This is a genomic window from Streptomyces sp. NPDC048002, from assembly GCF_040653275.1.
Classification (GTDB): domain Bacteria; phylum Actinomycetota; class Actinomycetes; order Streptomycetales; family Streptomycetaceae; genus Streptomyces.
This window is the reverse complement of sequence record NZ_JBEZNL010000055.1, coordinates 1-21258: the sequence shown is the minus strand read 5'-3', so window position 1 is coordinate 21258 and position 21258 is coordinate 1. Positions and strand designations below refer to the sequence as shown.

The window sequence follows — 21258 nt, the reverse complement described above, 5'->3', positions numbered from 1 at the left end:
GTACGTCACACGGCAGCCGGGTGGCTGTCGCCTGCACAGAATCCGCCCGGTGTGCGGCCCCTGGCCAGTATCGTAGATCTCGCGAACCGTGGCGGAAATGCCACGCTCCGTATAACCCGGCGGGGAGGGCGAGACGGCGATGGCCAACAGATCAGGCAACCCGCACCTGGCGCTGTGGATCGCGGCGACTGGCCTGTCCCAGGGCGAGATCGCCCGCCGCGTCACCGCCCTGGCGAACGTCCGAGGTCACCGGCAGGTCGCTCCGGACGCGACCCGCATCCGCCGGTGGATCGACGGGGAGGGGCCTCGCCCGCCGGTGCCCGCTCTCCTTGCAGAAGTGGTCTCCGAGGCGGCCGGGCAGCCGCTCACTCCCGGTGATCTCGGCCTGACGGGTACCGGTGTGGTGCTGGATAGCATCCAGCTCCCGCTGCTGACCGAAGCAGCCGCCCAGGCCCTGGCCGGATGGACGCAGATGGACTTCATAAACCGCCGCGACACCCTCAAGCTCGCCCTCGGCGCCCCGCTGATCCTCGCCGCCGAACGGATGCTCGGCGGCACAGCCCGCGCGCTGAACCACGACCGCAAGGGCTTCGACGCCGACACCGTCACCGCCCTCGAAGAGGTCACCGCCTTCTTCACCAGGGCCGACGCCTCCAAGGGCGGCGGCCTGTACCGCTCGGCGATCGTCGCCCAGCTCGACGAGGTCGCCCGCCGTATCCAGGACGGCGTCCCACCGAAGCTGAAGACGAGGGTGTTCGCGGCCACCGCCGACCTGGCGGCGCTCGCGGGATGGGTCAGCCATGACGCTGGCCGCTACGGCATCGCCCAACGCCTGTGGAGCTATGGCACGTACGCCGCCGGCGAGGCCGGGCAGCGCGACCGCGGAGTGGAGATCGTCACCCGCATGTCCCATCAGATGATCTACCTCGGGCACCCGACCGACGCCCTCGCCCTGCTCGGCCTCGCAGCCAAGAAGGCCGCGCTGCCCGCGACGAAGGCACTGGTCGCCTCACAGACCGGGCGGGTCCACGCCGCCCTCGGCGACGAGCGAGCAGCTGAGACGCACCTGGGCGCCGCCGACGAGCTCCTTGCCGACGGCCTCGGCGACGTACCGGAGTGGGTGGCGTACTTCGACGCGGCCGAGCACGCCGGGGCCCGCGCGGTCTCCGCCCGCGACCTCACCGGTCTCGACCGGGGCGGGCGGGCCGCGAGCGTCCACTTCGAGGACGCGCTGAAGCTGAGGAAGCCCGGCTTCGACCGCGTCCGCGTCATGGACCGCGTCGGCCTGGCCGCCGCCCTGCTCGATGAGGGCGAGGCCGAGCAGGGAGCCGCCGCGGCTCTCCAGGCGCTCGACGACGCCACCCGAGTCGACTCCACCCTCGTCGTGTCCCGGCTCAACACGCTGCTGGACGCCGCCCGCCCGTACAAGACCGCCGTCGTCGACGAGGTACACACGAGGGCGAAGGAACTCGCCGCCGCCCGCCCGACCACGATCGCGGCCTGAGAACATCGAGCGCATGGGCAAGCACCGCCGAGAAGGACCCCCGAACCAGCCGTCCCGCGCCGTACCGCGCGTGAACGCCGATGACCCGCTCGCGCCGTACGAGAAACGGCGTCGGCCGCCGATGGACATCTACCGACGCCACCGGCCGGTGCACGGCGGCGCCGGACACCTGCGGCCCGACGAGCCGCGGGTCCTGGAGGCGTGGGACGACTTCACCTACCAGGTGGTCGGCACCGCACCGAACCTCGCAGAAGCCCAGAACTGGGTTGCGAAGCTGGCTCTCGACGACGACCCTGCCGCGTGACACCGCTGGTCAAGCTCTCTGGGTGGGGCGCTTGGGCAACGTGTGCGCGAGCGCGTCGCCTGCCTGCCGCTGGGTGAGCGGTGCGGCTGCACATCCTGCATCACGCGGCCGAGGAGGAGATCCACGGCGCGTGGATGACCGAGGAACTGGCCTCCCACGGCTACCGGATCAGTCCCGGCACCCTGTACCCGACGCTGCACCGGCGGACGGCCTGCTGACCTCCGAGCAGCGGGTGGTCGACGGCCGTACCCGGCGCGTCTATAAGGCGACCGAGGCCGGAAAGAAGGCCCTGGCGGAGGACCGGCAGGCGCTGAAGGAGCTGGCTCGCGAGGTCCTGGGCGACGAAGCCCCGTAAGGCCGGCGGGTCAGCGGGCCGCCGCGCCGGCCGCAGCGGCCGGCGCGTGGGCGGTGCGGGCCAGGCGGGCGTCCAGCGAGAGGGCGCCTGCGCCGACGAGCAGCAGGAAGAGGCTGGCGCACAGCTGGGCGAGGTCGGTACGGGATTCGTGGGCGAGGTCCCACCAGCCGGACTTGCCCGCGAACAGCGGGGCGTCGCCCCACAGGATCGGCAGCTTGGTGATCAGCAGCGCGCCGAGCATGTTCACAATCATGGGGATGACGGCGGGCCGGGTAAGCAGCCCTGCCAGGATCAGCAGGTCGCAGGCGATCTCGAGGAAGCCGTCGAGGGGTGTGAGGAAGCCGGGGGCGTGGATGTCGGCCGCCTCGAACCGGCCGGTGCCCTGCGCGTCGGGGCGGAGGAACTTCAGGAGCAGCTCCGCGCCGAGCTCGAAGTCCGCGCCGCCGCCGACCGGGGCCCCGGCCGCGTGTGGGAGATGGGCCCGGCCATCGACGCCGCCGTGCCCGAGGCCACCACGAAGCCCGCGAGAGTGGGGTACGCCCGTTGCAGTACCGCCCAGCAAGAGCTCCAGAGCCAGCTCGAGGCCCTGGCGGAAGCCGGGTGCGACCCGGTCTTCTCCGAGAAGATCAGCACCCGCGTCAAGGTCCGGCCCGAGTTCGTCAAGGCTGTGCACTTCGCCCGCACCATCGCGAAGGCCGTCCCCCGCCAACGGGTGATCTTCACTGTCCATGAGATGAAGCGTCTGGGCTGCGGCGCCGCCGAGCTCCTGGCCGTCGCCGAGGTCCTGCGCCACCACGACATCCAGCTCGAACTCCTCACCGGCCCCCTCCAAGGGGTCTACGACCCGTCCGGGCACGGCGCCGCCCTCTTCGCGTTCTTCGCCGGCATGGCCGAGCCCGAGCGCGAATACATCCGGGAGAAGTCCCTCGAAGGCCAGGCGTCCGACCGCGAGCGCGGCCGGCACGGCGGACGCCCCAAGGTCGTCGACGACGACATGGCCGCATACGCCCGCAGTCTGCGGGCCAACGGTGTGCCCGTCCCCGAGATCGCCCGCAAGCTCGTCATCACCTCGGGCTAGAACCAGGGCAAGCGCCCCTCGGTCGCCACCGTCTACCGCATCCTTGCCGAGGCGGAAGGGGAGAGCTGAACAGCCATCAGGGCTTCAAGATCAACTCATTGCCCCTTTGCCCCGTATCTCGGCGATACCCCTTGAACGCGGGCAGGTCACCGAACGCCCCGACCCGCGCGCAGCCTAGTGCGGATCCTCCGCGAGGAAGGCGCTGATCTGTGAGGAGATCTTCGGGTAGTCGCTGCCGAACCAGATGAAGTGCGAGTCTGCCTCGCTGGCCAGCAACCGGGCCCGTGGGATTTCGCCGGCCAATGCTCTTGCGTGGGCGAACGGCACGGCGCCGTCCTTGGCCGTGCCGACCACCAGCGTGGGCTGGGAGACGTCCGCGGCGTCTGCGGTCCCCTGAGCGAGGAACCGCAGGTCGTTCGTGAAGCCCGCGCCCGACCGCATACGAGCGAGCAGCTCCAGGACCGTCTGCCTCGTATCGCTGTCGAGGGCGCTGACGACCGCGCGAGCAGGCCGTGTGCTCAAGTCGCGCATCAGGGACCAAAGGGCGACGCCTGGTAGGGCGCGCGTCAGGGCGTGCATCAGCGCCCAGGTCACGGCCTCGATCCGGGGGTGGAACAGGAGCCCGCCCAACAGCCTGCTTCGCCGGTCGGGCCAAGGCAGCGGTCCGACCGCGCTTTCCAGGATCACTCGTCGCACAAGATCCGGATGACGGGTGGCCACCGCGGCCGCTGCCGGGCCTCCGGCCGAGATGCCGACCACGGCTTCAAGGCGGTCGATGTCAAGCTCACCGCACAATTCCGTGACGGCGTCAGCGAACGCGGCCGGTGAGGGTCCGGTCGTCAAGGGTGTCCGGCCGTAGCCCGGCCGGGACGGGGCCAGCACTCGGAAACCCGCCTCCCCGAACACCTCCTCACCGAGGGGCAGTCCGGCGCGCATGTGGCCGCCATGCAGGACGAGAACGACCGGCCCGTCGCCTTCCGAGAGCCAATATTCCATCAACCCGCTGTCCAGCCGCGCGACAGCCGTCGGCCGCTCCGTCTCCACACTGACCTCCGCCGAGAAAGGGACAGAACGCATTGTCCCCGGTTCCGTAGATGTTCGCGTGCTGCGCTTCCCGCAGGCACAGGCACAGGCACAGGCACAGGCGCAGGAGCCATGACTAGAGCAGCGGGGCACAGCCGGCTCGGCTGTAACGTCGCCGCGATCCCGGGATGGCACGGCGAGTTCAGCTGACACACCACTCTTGCCACCTCCTCGTCGTGTGTGTTGCGGAGTGTGGGCGAATCGCTCACATGTGCGCTGGCAGACGGGAGTTGTACGCTGCCCGGGTGGATGGGGACACGTACCGCTTCGGGGAATACGCGCTGGACACGACTCGGCACCAGCTCTATCGGACAGGTGAGTCGGTTCACGTCGAGCCGCGCGCGCTGGAGTTGCTGCGTCATCTGGTCGTGCATAGGGATCGGGTGGTACCGAAGGGCGAGTTGCTCGACGAGGTGTGGGGTGATCGCTTCGTCAGTGAGGCCGCGCTCACCACGGCGTTGAGGACCGCCCGCCTCGCTGTGGGGGACACCGGCAGCGAGCAGCGGGTGATTCGCACAGTCCACCGGCGGGGTTACCAGTTCGTGGCCGCGCTGACAGCGATGGGTGCGGAGGCGCCCGTCCGCACGGGACACCGATCAGGCGAGACGCCGCCGGCCGTCGACGGACCGCGTGATGCCGACAGCCAGACCATCCGGTTCTGCCGTGCCGGTGACGGCACCCGTATCGCCTACGCGTCGATCGGTGAAGGCCCGCCTCTGCTGAAGGCGGCCAACTGGATGACCCACCTCGACCTTGAGCGGACCACCCCGGTGTGGGCGCACTGGCTCGGCGGGCTGGCCCGCAATCGCAGGCTGATCCGCTACGACGAGCGGGGTTGCGGTCTGTCGGACTGGGCGGTGCCCGGGTTCACCTTCGACGACTGGGTCGACGATCTCCACACCGTCGTCGAAGCCGCAGGACTCGATCGCTTCCCTCTGCTCGGGGTGTCGCAGGGCGGTGCGGTGGCGGTCGCCTACGCCGTACGTCATCCGGAGCGGGTCAGCCGACTGGTCCTCGCCGGGGCCTACTCCCGGGGGCGGCAGGTCCGGGCCCGGGACGAGACGGAGCGTGCCGAGGCGGCCCTTGACCTGGATGTGGCCCGGGTGGGATGGATTCACCAGGACCCCAGATTCCTGAAGGTCTTCGCCTCCCAGTTCCTGCCCGAGGGGACGCCGGAGGACTGGGACGAGTTCACCGCGTTCCAGCGGCAGACGACCTCTCCGTCCAACGGGGTGCGATTCCTTGAGGAGTTCGCCCAGATCGACGTCTCCGACATCGCCCACCGGGTGGCCTGTCCGACGCTGATCCTGCACTCCCGTGACGACGAGCGGGTGCCGGTCTCGCAGGCCAATGAGCTGGCCGCGCTCATTCCCGACAGCCGGCTGGTCCTGCTCCAGAGCCGCAATCACCTGCTCACCGCCGTGGAACCGGCTTGGGGCGAATTCCTGTCGCACATCGACGCGTTCCTGGCCGAGTGAACCCGCGTGTCTCCGACGTTGGGCCGGGCGAGGATGGCCCTCCGCCGTCCGGGCCACCGGCCGCGGTGCTCATGTCGCTCGTCAAGTCGGCTCGCCCACCGAGGAGTCGGCCCTCAGCTCGTCCTCAGTCAGCCCTCAGGCATGTCTCAGACCTCCGCCAAGTCTTGCCCGCCGCTGGACCCGATGCTTGAGAGGTGCCGGGCCACCGAGGAACCGCCCCCTGAGGGCAGCTCCTCAGGGGGCGGCAGGCACCTCAGATACGGGACACATGCGAGAGACAAGGACCGAAGATGCGAATCGACAACACCAGGACGTCCGTGGGCCGGACGCGCCGGGGGCTGGCGCTGCTGATCGCGACGGGGGCCGGGCTGGGCTCCCTGCTGCTGGGAACCGTTCCCGCTCAGGCCAACGACACCACCAAGACCGTCTCCGCGGACGGCCAGTCGATCACGTTCGCCACCAGCGACAGCAGCCGGGGCGTCAGCGGCAGTGTCACCTTCGACGTGAAGGCGGACGGCAACTGGTCCATCGTGGGGACCGGGCGCAACTCGCACCTCCTGGTCCGCACGTTCCACTGGACCTGCGACCTCACCTGGGGCCCGGCGCAGGTCTCCCACTCGACCGGTGACAAGGCCGTGCCCGGCAAGAAGACCCGCACCATCAGCTCGGCGGCGTACGACCCCAACATCCAGGCGGACTTCGCCGAAATCGCCGCCAGCGGCAGGGCCGACTGCGACATCGTCATCGGCTAGCCGCACACCGTTCGTGTCAGGCCGGCCCACCCGGCCTGACACGACCACCGGCGTCCGTGAGGTCATCAGCCGACCCACGGACGCCGTGTCAGGGGAACGGGGAGAGATGCCTGTTCTCCTGTGAGCAGGCGGCGTTGTCAGGGGACGAGGAGCCAGAAGCCCTGGTCGGCGTACTGGCCGTCGATGCCGACCGTGACGGTGAGGGTGTCGTCGCGGTCCCCGCACTGGGGGGTCCTGGTGTAGGACGGGTAGGCGTCGGTGCCGAAGGGGACACCGGCGACGGGCACGGTCTGCGGCGTGATGTTGTGGACCGTCAGTTTCGGGTCGACGAACCGGACGCAGTAGATGCCGGTACCGCCCTTGGTCACCTCGGAGATACCGGTGCCGCGGTCGACGTCGCCGTTGTACTTGATCAGACCGGATGCCTGGGCGTGGGGTGCCCTGACAGGGGTGCCGATGCCGGTCGCGAGGGCGACGCCGCCGGTGACGGCCGCTGCGGTGACGACGGATGCGGCGATGATGGTGACGCGTGCCTTCTTGGTCTTGAACACGGTTGCTGCCTCTCGGGAGCCCGATCGGGTCGTGCCGCTCGGGTGGGGAGAATGAGACGGGTGCGGGACCGTCCGGCGGTCAGTGGACGGTGACGGTGAAGCCGGCGTCGATGGCTGCTCCGTTGAGGTTGCGCACGTAGACGAGGATGGTGTCGGCGGCGTTGCCGCAGGCCGCGGTGGGCGTCTCGTAGGCGTGGGTGCTGCCGCCGGCCGGGCCGCCGCTGACGTGGACGAAGCTGTCGGCGAGGTCGACGGCGTCCGGGCCGACCTTCACGCAGTAGCCGCCGGTCTGGAATTTGCTGCTGGACAGCACGTTCTTCTGCTTCAGCAGTGTGCCGTCGGCGGCGACCTTGGCGGCGGCCTGGGTATGGGGAGCGAAGGACGGCTCGGGCGCCGCGTGGGCGGGGGCCGCGAGGGCGAGGGCGACTGCGACGGCTCCGACGCAGGGCAGGGCGAAACGGCGCATGGGACTCTCTCGTTCACTTGGGGGACGTAATGCGACGAGAAGCTGATAAGCATGATCATCAGCTCATGGGCCATGAGATCGGTGTGAAAGGTGCGTCGCAACTGTCACCGAGGACTTCTAGGCCAGCTGGGGGCGGCGCCCATTCGGGCGAGACGCTGGTCGGGAGGGTGAGCGCAGCCCAGGTGGTCAAGGGCTCGGAGTGCTGGACGAGCCGTTCGCGGTCCCTCGCGTGGCGGCGTGCCTGCGTCATCCGTGCGAGCGACCTCTCAACGGCGCGGCGGCGGGGACGGACGGTGAGGCCGGAGGTGTTTTCGAGGCGTGCGACCGCAATGACGGCGAGGTCGCGGTGTCATTCGGCCCGGGGCCCTGCATGGGCGCCGCGGAGGGCGCCCCGCACGCCGTCCTACTCGGAGAGGAAGGTGCGGAGGTGGGTGAGGAAGGCGGGCCAGGCGGCGTCGTCGGCGGTGAGCAGGTGGTTGCGGCCTTCGAGCAGGATCAGCCGGCTGTCCGGGATGAGAGTGGCCAGTTCCAGGGCCTGCGCGACGGGAACACGCGCGTCGTCGCGGGAATGGACGATCAGGGTGGGGCAGGACACCTGGTCGGCGATGCCGGACACGTCGATGCGGGAGAACTCCTCGATGAACCGCAGACCGTTGGCGGCTGAGGTCGTCTCCCGCTGATAGGCGGCGAAGGCATCCCATTGCGCGGGAGTGGCGTCGGCGAGGAACTGCGAGGCGAAGTAGCGCAGGAAGCTGCTGTCCTGCGAACGCCATCCGGCGCGGGCGATGTTCAGGTCGACCTCGGCGGCATCGCGCTCGTCGTCGCTGCCGGCGCGGATCTGCTGCCCCCGGGCGTAGGCGGAGGTGAGAATCAGATGGCTCACCCGCTCGGGATGGCGGGCGGCGTAGGCGACTGCCACCGCGCCGCCCTGCGAGACGCCGAGCAGGGGGAAACGGTCCAGGCCGGCGGCTTCGACCACCGCGTGGAGATCGGCGACCAGGTCGTCGATGGTGAAGCGCCCCATCTCCCACGAGGAGAGGCCGCAGCCCCGTTCGTCGTAGCGGACGAGCTGCCGACCGTGGGTGAGGCCCTCGAACCAGTGGGCCCACATCGGGTTCGTCCGGTCCAGGTGGAGATGGGTCAGCCAGTTGGCGGTCTTCACCAGGGGCGGGCCCTGACCGGCCAGGGCGTAGGCGATGCGGGTGCCGTCGGCGGACCGGCAGAAGCGGATGACCTCGTGGTCCGCCCCCATCTCCGCCGTGACGGCGGGAAGCGTGGGGCCGCCGGTCCGATCCGTGGGCCTGGTGGCAGCGGGTGTGGTGTGTCCGACGAATCGGTAGCCGTGCGGGGGCACGGAGCGGATCAGCTGCTGCCGTACCTCGCTGTCGCCGATCGCGATCCGGGCCATGCTCATCCAGGTCGCGAGCGCGGTCTCGGTGACCGCGTGTTCGTGCCCGATCCTGTCGCGCAGCTCCTCTTCGGTCACGACACGGCCGCGGTGCTCGACCAGATGGCACAGAAGTTCCAGGGCCTGGGGTTCGATGTCGACCCGGTGTCCGCCGTGGTCGAGTCGACGACGGTCCACGTCCAACACGTACTGCCCGAACCGAAAATCTGCGTCACCCACACGAAAACTCTACAACGTTCTCTCAATCCACCGGAGTTGGGTGCTGGCGCGCAGGCTTCCGTTCCCGCAGCCGCTGCCGGAGGATCTTGCCGGAGACCGCCTTCGGCACCTCCTCGATGAACTCGACCCGGCGGATCCGCTTGTACGGGGCGACCTGGCCCTCGACATGGGCCATGACCTCGGCGGCGGAGATCGGCACCCCGGTCATGGGTACGACGAACGCTTTGGGGATCTCGTTTCCCTCCTCGTCGTGGACGCCGATCACGGCCGCGTCGGCGATGCCGGGATGCTGCACCAGGATGGCCTCCAGTTCGGCCGGGGCCACCTGGTAGCCCTTGTACTTGATGAGTTCCTTGACCCGGTCGACGATGAACCAGTTCCCGTCTCCGTCGACGCGGCCGATGTCACCGGTGTGCAGCCAGCCGTCGGCGTCGACGGTCGCGTCGGTGTCCTGCGGGCGGCCGAAGTAGCCCTTCATGACCTGCGGTCCACGGATCCACACCTCGCCCGGTCCGCCGTCGGCCACGTCCTGCCCGGTGACGGGATCGACCAGGCGTGCCTGTGTGGAGGGGAGCAGATGCCCCACGCAGGCGACGGGCTCGTCCAGGTTGCCGTCGGCGTGGATGTGCGAGGCGGGGGACAGCTCGGTCATGCCGTACGCCTGCCCGACCTCCACCCCGAGCCGGTCGGCCACCGCTGACTGGACTCCTGCGTCGAGCGGCGCGGCCGCGCAGATGACGCGCCGCAGGTGCGACAGATCCAGGCCCCCGACCGCCGGGTGCTTGGCCAGCGCGAGCATCACCGGCGGCGCGACGTAGGCGTGAGTGATCCGGTCGCGCTCCAGGCTGGTCAGGAACGCGTCGAGATCGAACCGGGCGTGCACATAGACGGTCGCGCCGCGCGACAGCGCGCTGTTCACCAGGGCGGTCAGCCCGAAGATGTGGAAGAAGGGAAGGATCGCGACGACACGGTCGTCCTCGTCGATCCGATGCAGGCTGTTGAGTTGTTCGAGGTTGGTGCACAAGTTGCGGTGGGTCAGCATCACGCCCTTGGGAACGCCCGTCGTACCGCTCGAATAGGGCAGGACGGCGACGTCCGCGGCCGGATCGACGTCGAAGGCCGGGATGTCGCCGGCGCCGCGCAAGTCCAGCACGGAACGGTGGCCTTCGGCCCGGTCGCAGACCAGGATCTCGATGTCCCGGCCGGTCAGCCGCCTGACCACCGCGACCGCGGCCCGGGCCGTTTCGAGTAGCGCCGAGACACTCACCATCAGGCGCGCCTCGGAGTCGATCAGCTGCTTGGCGACCTCGGCCGGTGTGGCCAGCGGCGACAGCGTGGTCACCGTCCCGCCCGCGGTGGTGGTGGCGTAGAGAACCACGGGAAACAGGATCGTGTTGGGCGAATGCAGCGCCACCACACCACCCTTGCCGATGCCTTCTCCGGCAAGACCCGCGGCGAGCCCGCGGACCAGCCCGGCCAACTCGCCGTAGGTGAGGGTGCGCCCACTGGCCACGTCCACCATCGCGGGCTTGGCTCCACGCTCCGCGGCACCACCGAGCACCCACTCATGGATGGGGCGGTCGACGACGGCGACGTCCGGGTACTGGCTTGTGTAGATCATCATTGCTCCGTTTCTCGGTTCGTTCGGGCAGTCCCGATCCGAAGGGGGTTGCGGCGCCGCGTCGTCGGGTCGTGCGTGCGCCGGACGGAGCACAAGGCGGTCGAGGCTCGTGGAACGCGGACGCCCGCCCCGGATCGAGCCGGCGGCGCGCCGCCTGCTGAAGCCGGCGAAAGCCAGCGCACCTGCGTGCAAGGGGCTCCGTGGTTCAGCGCCGTTCCGGACGCGGCGACACCACTCGATCTTCGAGGCATGGCCGGACCACGGCTTGGGGGAGTTCTGAGGCTTTCCTGAGGAGCAACTGAGGGCGATCGTGGGCGGTCCGCGCCGACCGGTCGGCGCGGCGAGGACCGCGTGGCCAGCCGGTGTCAACGGACGGTTCGCCCTACGTCGGGTGTGTCTTCGGAGAACTCGGAGGTAAACCGGATCGGTTTGTCCTGCGGAGGAGCCGAGCCGGTGGCGAGCTCGGACCAGGCGGCTACTGCCAGGGCGACAGCGGTGGCGATGGCGAGCGCGCGGCCTGCGCGCAGCAGGCGGCCGCGGCCGTCCAAGTCCCGCCAGGCCACCTCGGTCCGGTAGGCGTCCGTGGGCTGCCAGGGATCGTCGGCCGGGTCTGTCGGCCGGAGGCCGCCGTGACGCGGAGGCCGTACGGACGGGTTGTGTGTCGTGCGGGACCGTTCGCGGGCGGATGCCGCTCTCGGGGTGGGCACTCGGATGGTGTACTCGGTGTCCGGGAAGAGGATTCTGAGCCAGACGGCCTCGGAAGCCGATGGTCGGCCGTCCGGCCGGGTGTCATCCTCGGGTCCGTCCGTGGTCACGGTCGGGTCGTCCCCTCGTGGTCCCTGACTCGTGGTGCTGGTGCCGAAGCGTGCGGCGGCGGGAATCGGGCCGCAGTCCCGGGGGAGCCCGCCGACGGTCAGATCCGCCCCGGTGTGCCCACGCGATGGTGCCGCATCACTCCCGGGCGCCGGGCGACCGATGACCGTTGGCGCGCCCCTTCCTGAATCATTGCACAGTGCAAAATGAGATGCCAGCCGTGCAGCCGGAGAACGGCACCGTAACCGATGCGCACGGCGCGACAGTTGAGGAGCGGCGGGTTCCGGATCCCGCACCTCGCTGTGCGAGGCAGACACCCGCAGCGTCCGGCCCGCCCGTGGCCGGCTGCTCACAGCTGCTCCTCCGGCCAGTTGATCAGCCGGGCGCCGATGACGGCGGTCTGCAGTTTGTACCGGTGGGTCGGGTCCGAGGGATCCGCCCCCGTGAGCTGGTGGATACGATCCAGCCGGTATGTCATGGCCCGCGCGCTCAGCGAGAGACGGCGGGCCGCCTCCGCGGAGACGCAGCCGGAGTCGAAGTAGGTCCGCAGGGTGTCCAGAAGGGGCTGGGCGCCGCCGCGGGCCGCGGTGAGGGGGCCGAGAGTCGCCAGTACGAGGTCGGCCATGGCCTGCCGGTCGCGGGCCAGCACCGGGTAGACGAGCAGGTCGGCGGCGTGGAGAACGGGATCGTCGAGCCCGAGTCGGTCGGCCATCTCCAGGGCCTTCAGGGCCTCTTCGTAGGACTGGACCACGCCGCCGGGGCCGGGCTGCGGGCGTCCGACGGCCACCTGGCCCCCGTCCGTGGCGGCGTGGGCCTGCTTGGCGAAGTACGGCAGAACCTCGTCCTCGCGGCCGGGGGCGACGCACAGCAGCCGGCCGTCCTTGGTGGTGAGCAGGACATTGCGATTGCCGAAACGCGCCATCAGCGCCTGCTCCACCTGCCGCGGTACCGCTCCGCCTTCCTCGTACGCGCGGGGTCCCCGCGCCACGGCGACGGCGTGCGCCTGCGACAGCCGCAGCCCGAAACGTTCGGCGCGCTCGGCCAACTGGCCCAGGTCGCTGCGCCCGTACAGAAGGTCGTCGATGAACTCCCGCCGTGCTGCCTCCTCCTGCCGCACGGCGAGGCGCTGCGCGTGTTCGAAGCCTTCGGCGAACGCGTCGATGGCCTGCTGCACAGCGGCAAGTGTGGAGTCGGCGGAACCAGGTGTGCTGGGCCAGACCGCGCGGGCCGCGGCAAGATGGGCGTTGACGAAGCCGCGCAGACCGTGGCCCGCCTCGGCGGCCTGTTCGCCCAGGGCCCGCCGGGAGTCGAGCTCCCCGCGCGTGAGCCGCCTGCCGGTGGCTGACACCTCGGTCAGGATGCGGGCATAACCGTCGAGATACCGCTCGCGATCGACCTGTTCGGACATGTCTTCCCCCGCATCCTGATGTGCCGCTGACGGATTCTTAACGGCCACCGGCATGCAGACCCTAACGAACACTGCCGGGAACCGGCAGTGTGGGGGAGCGGGGTGCTCGGACATCATGACCGGGGGAACGCACGGGGCGGATCCGGGCCCGGCCGGCAGCAGTCCGGCATCGGCCGGCACGACCTCGGCGTGCGTACACGGACGGGCGGAGGGGGCGACTGATGCGGATACTTCTGGAAGCCGCCATCGGTCTGCCGGGACTGCTGTTCACCGCCGCTCTGGCCGTCGTGCTGTGCTTCTGGCTGCTGGTCGTCCTCGGCGTTGCCGGGGTGGACGGCTTCGACCGGGACGCCGACCTCACGGCGTGGGGTATGGGCGGGGTGCCCGTGGCGGTGGCCGCGTCCCTGCTGACGGTGGTCGCCTGGGCGCTCGGTGTCGGCGTGACCGTCCTCCTCACGCGGCTGTCCGCCGACGGAGTGCTGTGGGGCCTGCTGCGTTCGCTGGCGTGGCCCGGCTCGCTGTTCGCCGCATGGAGGCTGACCTGCCTCTTCGTGCGGCCGCTGCACCGCCTGTTCCCGGACGAACCCGCCCCGGTGCGTCCTCGCACGCACGACCGCGCGGCCTGAGCCGCCCTCACTCGATGTCACCGGGGAGGTGTGCCTCCCTGTTCACCCTTCCCACGTCCGAAGGACGGTTCCCATGAATGCCGTTGGCGTGCTTGCCGCAGTGTGTCTGCTGATCGCCGTTTTCATCGTGCTTGTCCTGACCCGGCTCTTTCGCAAGGTGGAGCAGGGCAAGGCACTTATCGTCTCCAAGATGCGCAAGGTCGATGTGACCTTCACCGGTCAGGTGGTGCTGCCGGTGCTGCACAAGGCCGAGGTGATGGACATCTCGGTGAAGACCATCGAGATCACCCGGGCCGGCCGGGAAGGGCTGATCTGCCAGGACAACATCCGCGCGGACATCCGGATCTCGTTCTTCGTCAAGGTCAACAAGACGGCGGAGGACGTCGTCAAGGTGGCGCAGGCCGTCGGCACGGCACGGGCCAGCGACCGGGAGACTCTGCAGGAACTGTTCCACGCGAAGTTCTCCGAGGCGCTGAAGACGGTCGGCAAGCAGCTGGACTTCACCGACCTGTACACCAAGCGTGAGGAACTGCGGTACCGGATCATCGAGGTCATCGGCGTGGACCTCAACGGCTACCACCTGGAGGACGCCGCGATCGACTATCTGGAGCAGACGCCGCTGACCCAGTTGGATCCGGCGAACGTCCTCGACGCGCAGGGCATTCGCAAGATCACGGAGCTGACGGCGGTGGAGCATGTGCGCACCAACGAGGCACAGCGCACCGAGGAGAAGGAGATCACCCGGCAGAACGTCGACGCCCGGGAGGCCATTCTCGAGCTGGAGCGACGCCAGACCGACGCCGAGATCAAGCAGCGGCGGGAGATCGAGACCGTACGGGCCCGGGAGGAGGCCGAGACCGCGCGGGTGGTGGAGGAGGAGCGGCTGCGGGCGCAGTCCGCGTTCCTGCGCACGGAGGAGCAGCTCGGCGTGCAGCGGGAGAACCAGGCTCGCGAGGTCGCCGTCGCCGCGAAGAACCGTGAACGGGTGATCGCGGTGGAGGACGAGCGGATCGAGAAGGACCGTGTCCTGGAGGTGATCGCCCGGGAGCGGGAGACGCAGTTGACCCGGATCGCCGCCGAGAAGGAGGTCGAGGCGGAGAAGCGGGAGATCGCTGAGGTGATCCGGGAGCGGGTCGCGGTGGACCGTACGGTCGCCGAGCAGGAGGAGTCCATCAAGAGGCTGCGCGCGGTGGAGGAGGCGGAGCGGGAGCGGCAGGCCGTGATCATCGCGGCCGAGGCGGAGGCCCAGGAGAAGCTGGTCAAGGACATCAAGGCCGCCGAGGCCGCCGAGCAGTCGGCCACCCACCGGGCGGCCGAGCAGCTCACGCTCGCCGAAGCCCAGCTGAAGTCGGCCGACTTGGAGACCAAGGCCAAGTTGCGGCTGGCCGAGGGGATCCAGGCCGAGGCCGCCGCCGAGGGGCTCGCCGCGGTCCAGGTCCGTGACAAGGAAGCCGACGTCATCGAGAAGGCCGGCCGGGCGGAGGCAGGGGCGACCGAGGCCCGGCTGCGGGCCGAGGCGGAGGGCGCCCGGGCCAAGGCGCTCGCGGATGCGGAGGGCGCTCGGGCCAAGGCGCTCGCGGATGCGGAGGCGGTGGGGGAGAAGCTCAAGGCGGAGGCGGCCGGACTGACCGAGAAGGCGGCGGCGATGGCCGCGCTCGACGAGGCGTCCCGGGGCCACGAGGAGTACCGGCTGCGTCTGGAGGCGGAGAAGGAGGTCCGGCTGGCCGGTCTCGAGGTGCAGCGTCAGGTCGCCGAGGCCCAGGCCACGGTGCTGGCCACGGGCCTGGAGAACGCCGACATCGACATCGTCGGCGGGGAGTCCGTCTTCTTCGACCGGCTCGTCGGGGCGATCACGCTCGGCAAGGGTGTCGACGGGTTCGTCCAGAACTCCGACACGGCACAGGCTCTCGCGAGGCCCTGGCTGGACGGTACGGCGAGCTTCACCGACGACCTGGTCCGCGCCCTCGGATCGATCAGCACGGCCGACGTGCAGAACCTGACGGTGTCCGCCCTGCTGATGCGGCTGATGAACGGGGGCGGCCAGAACACAGGGCAGGTCCAGCAACTCATCGACCGTGCCACTGAGCTGGGGCTCGCCGACACCCCGCTCACCCACCTGAACGGCACGGCAAGGGCCTGACGGCCGGCGCTGCCGCGGCCGCGGCACATGGTGCGGCGGCCGCGGCCCGCCCGCGAGACGAAGGGATCGACCACTCATGACGACCGTCCTCCCGGCGGAGACCTACGACGCCGGAACGTACGAGGTGCTGCGGGACCGGCTGACCGCCCGGGCCGCCGAACTCGCCCGCCGCGCGGAGGCGCTCAACGCCCGCCGGGCGGAGGAGTTCGGGGCCACCCGGCTCGACCTCACCGGCACCGCACAGGTGCGCACCGAGCGGCCGTGCGTGCCGCGGGACGTCGTCGCGGTCGGGGAGTTCCTCCTGCTGGGATCCCACAGCGCCCGGTCCGACCGGCAGGTGGCCGACGTCCTCACGCTGTACGACCGCGACCTGAACGCGCTGCCCGAGAACGCCGTCCCAGGACTGCTCGACGACACCGGCTTCCAGCGGGAGTTCGCGCAGCTGCACCGGTACTACCGGCAGACCCGGCTGCTGGGGCTGCGCCGGGCGGACGACAGGCTCCTGGCCGTCTTCCAGACCGGGGACAAGAGCGACGACACCCGAGTGCTGCGCTGGACACTGACCGCGGACGGACGGGCGGCGTTTCTCGACGCCCGCGGCGAGCGCGATCATGTGCCGCCCCCGTCGCACGACTTCGACTGGACGGAGACCACCCGCGCCGACCACGTTGCGGGGGAGCGGCCCTCCATCCTGGTGCGGGGGGAGATCCTCATCTCGACCGTCGGTGGCCGGCTCACCGTAGGGGGCACCGACGACGAGGACCACTACAGCGAACCGGTCCGGGAGCCGCTGCAGTCGCTCGCCGACGCGGACGTCGCCCACGCGCGCGTCGGCGCCCTGACCCTGCTGCGGATCCGCCCCTACAACGAGGACGCTCACCGCTACCTGGTCTTCAACACCCTCACCAGGAGTGTGGTGAGGCTGGACGGGATCGGGCAGGCGTGCCGTCGGCTGCCCGAGGACCAGGGCGTCGTCTTTCCCGGCGGGTACTGCCTGGGCATGGGTACGCACAGGACGTTCGACGTCGACGCCACGGGACTGGAGTTCGAGCGCGAGGTGCGCTCACCGTACGGCGAGGACGTGCTGTACGCCTTCCACGACCGGGCCGAGGGCCGTACCCTGCTGCTCTCCTACAACACGATCCGCAAGGAGATCGCCGCCCCGCTGGTCTGCCGCGGGTGGGCGGCCTTCGACGACGGACTGCTGATGGTGCTGCGCGCCGAGGGGGACGAGCCGGCCCGGGTGCACCCGGTGCAGTTGTGGGCGTCCCCGTTCGTCTCGGACACCCACGCCGCCGCCCTGGCCGGCGAGGGGCCACTGGCCCGGGTCGGCAACGCCGACCTCGTTCGGGGTATCGCGGACTGTCTGTCCATCGCCCGCACGGTCGCCGAGACCGCGGCGACGACCGAGATGTACGAGGCGCTGGCCACCGCGTGCGTACGGGTGGCGGACACCCACCACTGGCTCGACGACCCCGGCCTCGGCGGCCTGCGGGCCCCGCTGGACGAGGTGCGGGACACCGCGGAGCAGGTCCTCGGGGAGTTCCGGACCGTCCGCGCCCTGACCCGGCAGGCGGCCGTCGCCCTCGACGAGGCCGCCGACCGCGTCGCGACGGCCGTGCGCCGGCTGCGCGGCGAGTCACCGCGCAGCGCGGCCGCCTGGGTGAGCGGTCTGACCGAACTGCGCCGGAGTCAGGGGCACTTGCTGGCCCTGAAGGAGACGCGGTACGCCGACACGGACCGCATCGACGCCCTCGCCGCCGAGGCGGACCAGGACCTCGCGGCGTTCGGGCAGCGGGCCGTGGCGTTCCTGGCCCGGGAGGATGCCTTCGCCGAGCAGAGCGAGGATGTGGAGCGGCTGGCCTCGGAGGCCGAGTCGATCGCGACCGTCGCCGAGGCGGAGCCGGTGGCCGCTCGCATCGAGGCGGCCGGAAAAGCCCTGCGCACCGTGACCGAGGTCGTGGCGGGCCTGGACATCGCCGACACCGTGGTGCGGACCTCCGTCCTGGAGCGCCTCGCCGACGTACTCGGCAGCGTCAACCGGGCCCGTGCCCTCCTTGACGCGCGCCGCCGGACCCTGCGTGAGGGAGAGGGCCGCAGCGAGTTCGCCGCGGAACTCGCGCTGCTGGGCCAGGCCGTCACCGGCGCCCTCGCGTCGGCTGACAGCCCCGCCGCCTGCGACGAGCAGCTGAGCGGGCTTCTGGTCCGGCTGGAGAACCTGGAGGCCCGCTTCTCGGAGTTCGACGACGTCCTCGCCGTCCTCGCCGACCGGCGCACGGAGGTCTACGAGGCGTTCGCCGCCCGCAAGCAGGCCCTGCTCGACGCGCGGGCCGGCCGCGCCGAACGGCTGGCCGCCTCCGCCGACCGTGTCCTGCGGACGATCGGCCGCCGCGCGGCCTCGCTCACGGACACCGACGCCGTCAGCTCCTATTTCGCCTCCGATCCGCTGGTGGTCAAGGTTCGGCGCACCGCGGACGAGTTGCGCGCCCTGGGCGACCCGGTCAGGGCCGAGGAACTGGACGGCCGGGTGCGGGCCTGCCGCCAGGAGGCGTCCCGCGCCCTGCGCGACCGTGGCGACCTGTACTCCGACGGCGGCCGAACCCTGCGTCTGGGCGCCCACCGCTTCGCCGTCGCCACCCAGCCCCTCGACCTCACCCTGGTCCCGCACGGCGACGGTCTTGCCTTCGCCCTGACCGGCACCGACTACCGCAGCCCGGTCACCGACCCCGAGATCGCCGCCGACCGCCCGTACTGGAACCGCCCGCTGCCGTCGGAGTCTCCCGAGGTCTACCGGGCCGAGTACCTTGCCGCGCGGCTGCTCCGGGAGCACGGCCCGGCAACCCTCGCGACGGCCGATGTGGCGACGCTGGTCCGGGACGCGGCGCAGGAGGCGTACGACGAGGGGTACGAGCGCGGTGTCCACGATCATGACGCGACCGTGATCCTTTCGGCGCTCCTGCCCCTGTTCGAGCGGGCGGGCGCTCTGCGGTACGAGCCCGCCGCCCGCACCGCCGCGCAGCTGTTCTGGGCGCACGGTGCGAGTGACGAGGCCCGGACGGCCTGGAGGCGTCGCGCGGCCTCCCTGGCCAGGGCTCGCGACACCTACGGTCCGACGCCGGCCATCGCCGACCTGGAGCGCGAACTGGCCGAGGCGATCGCCGGCTCGATCCCGCATGAGGCGGATCCCGGCGCGGCAGCCGCGTATCTCTTCGAGGAGCTGACGGCAGGCGTCGAAGGCTTCGTGATCTCCGCCGGCATCGGAGACCTGCTGGAGAAGTTCCGTCGCACGGCGGGCCATGCGGCGTACACCGAGGACCTGACCGCCCTCGATGACCTCGCCGCACGCCGGCAACTGGCAGCGGCCTGGCTGTCGGCCTTCGCTTCGGCCACCGGTACCGAACTCACCGCCGCGGACCTCGGCGAGGCGGTCGCCGCAGAAGTCTGCCCCCACCTCGACCGCTATGACGGGGGAATGCCGCCGACAGCCCTGGCCGAGGGACTTCTCGGGGCGCACCCGCGCATCACCGACGGGACGCTGACCGTTCGGGTCGACGACTTCCTCGCCCGTACGACTCGCTTCGCCGACCACGAGGCTCCCGCCCTGCGCGCGCACCAGCGTCGGCGGACCGCTCTGCTCGACAGGGAGCGGTCTCGTCTGCGGCTCGACGACCACAGGCCGCGCCCCTTGGCGGCCTTCGTGCGCGGCCGGCTCATCGACGAGGTCCACCTCCCTCTCATCGGCGACAGCCTCGCCCGCCAGCTCGGAACCGTCGGCGACAGCAAGCGCACCGACACCGGCGGTCTGCTGCTGCTCGTCTCGCCGCCCGGCTACGGCAAGACCACGCTCGTGGAGTACGTGGCGGACCGCCTGGGGCTGATGCTGGTGAAGGTGAGCGGACCCGCCCTCGGACACGACGTCACGTCCCTTGACCCCGACGAGGCTCCGAACACCACGGCACGCCAGGAGATCGAGAAGATCAACTTCGCGCTGGCGGCCGGCAACAACACCTTGCTCCACCTCGACGACATTCAGCACACCTCGCCGGAGCTGCTCCAGAGGTTCATCCCCCTGTGCGACTCCACGCGCCGTGTCGAGGGAGTGTGGGACGGACAGCCGCGCACCTATGACCTGCGCGGCAAGCGATTCGCCGTGTGTATGACCGGTAACCCCTATACCGAGTCCGGTGCGCTGTTCCACGTACCCGACATGCTGGCCAACCGCGCGGACGTCTGGAACCTGGGTGACGTCCTGACCGGCAAGGAGGACGCCTTCGCGTTGAGCTTTCTGGAGAACGCGCTCACCTCGCACCCCGTGCTCGCCCCGCTCGCCGGCCGCGACCGTGCGGACATCGACCAGTTCGTGCGACTCGCCGAGAACGACCCCACCGCCCGTGCGGATCGCCTCACGCACCCGTACACCGCCGCCGAGGTGGAGCAGATCGTTGCGGTCCTGCGTCATCTGCTCGCTGCGCGCGAGACCGTACTCGCGGTCAACGCCGCCTACATCGCCTCCGCGGGCCAGTCCGATGCCACCCGTGCCGAACCGCCGTTCCGCCTGCAGGGCTCCTACCGCACCATGAACAAGATCACCGCACGGATTCGCCCCGCGATGAACCGGGCGGAACTCGCCGCCGTCATCGACGACCATTTCGCGGCCGAGGCCCAGACACTCACCGGCGGGGCCGAGGCGAACCTGCTCAAGCTGGCCGAGCTGCGCGGCACGCTCACGCCGGAGCGGAGGCGACGGTGGAGTGAACTGAAGGCCGCCCATGTCCGCACCCGGGCGCACGGTGATCCGGAGGAGGGCCCTCTCGCCCGTGCCGTCGCGGTGCTCGGTCTGCTCGCCGAGCGGATGGCGGCCGTGGAGGCTGCGATCAGCAGGGTCCGGATCGTCGATCCGGACAGGCAACTCACAGACTCCGACAGGAGTGTCGGTCCTTAAGCTGCTGACCTGCGGAAATAGATGGCCGCTGAACGGATACGGGTGTCCGGATAACGGTCGGATCACGAGTGCTGGCCTTTTCCCGCGCTGCGGTGCGTGATGTGAGGTGCGTCACCCAGCGGGTCGTTCGGCTGTGTTAGGAATGCGCAACTCCGCAGGTCGGAAACCGCTATTCCCGGCCTTCGGACCGTCGGCAGCAGCCGACAGCACGACCGAGGTCATCACGCTCCGAGTCCGCGGAGGGTGATCCACGCGTCGCCGAACGGACAACGGCGTTCGCTCACAGCCCGCACGCCCACCGGCGCAGCTCCCCGCGCGCCGGTCCTGCGCCACTGAGGTATTCACCGTGTCACTCGACTCCTTCACCCAGTCCGTCGACGATGCCGTCAGCGGATTCTTCGAGCCCATAGCCAAGTGGCTCGTAGAGGTGGTCTTCTACTCCGTGCCCGTGGGGGGAACGGATCTTCCGCTGATCGTGGCCTGGCTCGTGGTCGCCGGTCTGGTCTTCAC

Annotated in this window: 15 protein-coding genes and 3 pseudogenes; 10 read left to right on the top strand and 8 right to left on the bottom strand. The window is 70.5% G+C overall.

Annotation, left to right across the window (positions count from 1 at the left end):
• The first annotated feature begins 139 nt into the window (after positions 1-139).
• From AB0E07_RS37015 to AB0E07_RS37005, 3 genes and pseudogenes are all read left to right on the top strand, one after another.
• Positions 140-1504, top strand: coding sequence for a Tat pathway signal protein (locus tag AB0E07_RS37015; protein ID WP_362261995.1), 1365 nt, complete (start codon positions 140-142; stop codon positions 1502-1504).
• A 13-nt stretch (positions 1505-1517) separates the two neighbouring features.
• On the top strand, positions 1518-1808 hold the full coding sequence (locus tag AB0E07_RS37010; protein WP_362261992.1) for a DUF6087 family protein: 291 nt from the start codon (positions 1518-1520) through the stop codon (positions 1806-1808).
• 80 nt (positions 1809-1888) lie between these two features.
• Positions 1889-2163: pseudogene (locus AB0E07_RS37005) on the top strand (PadR family transcriptional regulator).
• A 10-nt stretch (positions 2164-2173) separates the two neighbouring features.
• On the opposite strand, the gene AB0E07_RS37000 reads toward AB0E07_RS37005, so the two are convergent.
• A complete protein-coding gene (locus tag AB0E07_RS37000; RefSeq protein WP_362262060.1) occupies positions 2174-2416 on the bottom strand; it encodes a hypothetical protein in 243 nt (80 codons plus the stop codon).
• 24 nt (positions 2417-2440) lie between these two features.
• Positions 2441-2518, bottom strand: a pseudogene (locus AB0E07_RS36995) (hypothetical protein); the annotation flags it as partial.
• On the opposite strand from AB0E07_RS36995, the gene AB0E07_RS36990 reads away from it, so the two are divergent.
• Positions 2513-3241, top strand: a complete 729-nt coding sequence (locus tag AB0E07_RS36990) for a recombinase family protein (RefSeq protein WP_362261990.1) — start codon at positions 2513-2515, stop codon at positions 3239-3241. The pseudogene AB0E07_RS36995 and the gene AB0E07_RS36990 overlap by 6 nt on opposite strands.
• Positions 3242-3415: 174 nt before the next feature.
• On the opposite strand, the gene AB0E07_RS36985 is transcribed toward AB0E07_RS36990, so the two are convergent.
• Positions 3416-4285: an alpha/beta hydrolase gene (locus tag AB0E07_RS36985; protein ID WP_362261987.1), complete on the bottom strand. Its 870-nt coding sequence runs from the start codon at positions 4283-4285 to the stop codon at positions 3416-3418.
• 284 nt (positions 4286-4569) lie between these two features.
• Here AB0E07_RS36985 and AB0E07_RS36980 point away from each other — a divergent pair, with 284 nt between their 5' ends.
• Positions 4570-5802 (top strand): alpha/beta fold hydrolase, encoded by a 1233-nt coding sequence (locus AB0E07_RS36980; protein ID WP_362261984.1) that lies wholly within the window; start codon positions 4570-4572, stop codon positions 5800-5802.
• 290 nt (positions 5803-6092) lie between these two features.
• Positions 6093-6554, top strand: coding sequence for a hypothetical protein (locus AB0E07_RS36975; RefSeq protein WP_362261981.1), 462 nt, complete (start codon positions 6093-6095; stop codon positions 6552-6554).
• Positions 6555-6691: 137 nt separating this feature from the next.
• On the opposite strand, the gene AB0E07_RS36970 is transcribed toward AB0E07_RS36975, so the two are convergent.
• From AB0E07_RS36970 to AB0E07_RS36950, 5 genes are all read right to left on the bottom strand, one after another.
• On the bottom strand, positions 6692-7105 hold the full coding sequence (locus AB0E07_RS36970) for a hypothetical protein (RefSeq protein ID WP_362261978.1): 414 nt from the start codon (positions 7103-7105) through the stop codon (positions 6692-6694).
• Between the two features lie 79 nt (positions 7106-7184).
• On the bottom strand, positions 7185-7571 hold the full coding sequence (locus tag AB0E07_RS36965) for a hypothetical protein (protein WP_362261975.1): 387 nt from the start codon (positions 7569-7571) through the stop codon (positions 7185-7187).
• Positions 7572-7974: 403 nt separating this feature from the next.
• Positions 7975-9198, bottom strand: a complete 1224-nt coding sequence (locus AB0E07_RS36960; RefSeq protein ID WP_362261972.1) for an alpha/beta fold hydrolase — start codon at positions 9196-9198, stop codon at positions 7975-7977.
• A 22-nt stretch (positions 9199-9220) separates the two neighbouring features.
• A complete protein-coding gene (locus AB0E07_RS36955; RefSeq protein WP_362261969.1) occupies positions 9221-10819 on the bottom strand; it encodes an AMP-binding protein in 1599 nt (532 codons plus the stop codon).
• Positions 10820-11981: 1162 nt separating this feature from the next.
• Positions 11982-13040 carry a helix-turn-helix domain-containing protein gene (locus tag AB0E07_RS36950; RefSeq protein ID WP_362261966.1) on the bottom strand — a complete coding sequence of 353 codons (1059 nt, stop codon included), beginning with the start codon at positions 13038-13040 and terminating at the stop codon, positions 11982-11984.
• 221 nt (positions 13041-13261) lie between these two features.
• Between AB0E07_RS36950 and AB0E07_RS36945 the strand changes: the two genes are divergently transcribed.
• The 4 genes and pseudogenes from AB0E07_RS36945 to AB0E07_RS36930 all read left to right on the top strand — a co-directional run.
• Positions 13262-13666 (top strand): hypothetical protein, encoded by a 405-nt coding sequence (locus AB0E07_RS36945; RefSeq protein WP_362261963.1) that lies wholly within the window; start codon positions 13262-13264, stop codon positions 13664-13666.
• Positions 13667-13739: 73 nt separating this feature from the next.
• A complete protein-coding gene (locus tag AB0E07_RS36940) occupies positions 13740-15806 on the top strand; it encodes a flotillin family protein (RefSeq protein ID WP_362261960.1) in 2067 nt (688 codons plus the stop codon).
• Between the two features lie 76 nt (positions 15807-15882).
• Complete coding sequence (locus AB0E07_RS36935; RefSeq protein WP_362261957.1) at positions 15883-20748, top strand: DNA repair ATPase; 4866 nt, start codon at positions 15883-15885, stop codon at positions 20746-20748.
• Positions 20749-21094: 346 nt separating this feature from the next.
• Positions 21095-21258 (top strand): annotated as a pseudogene (locus tag AB0E07_RS36930) (D-alanine glycine permease); the annotation flags it as partial.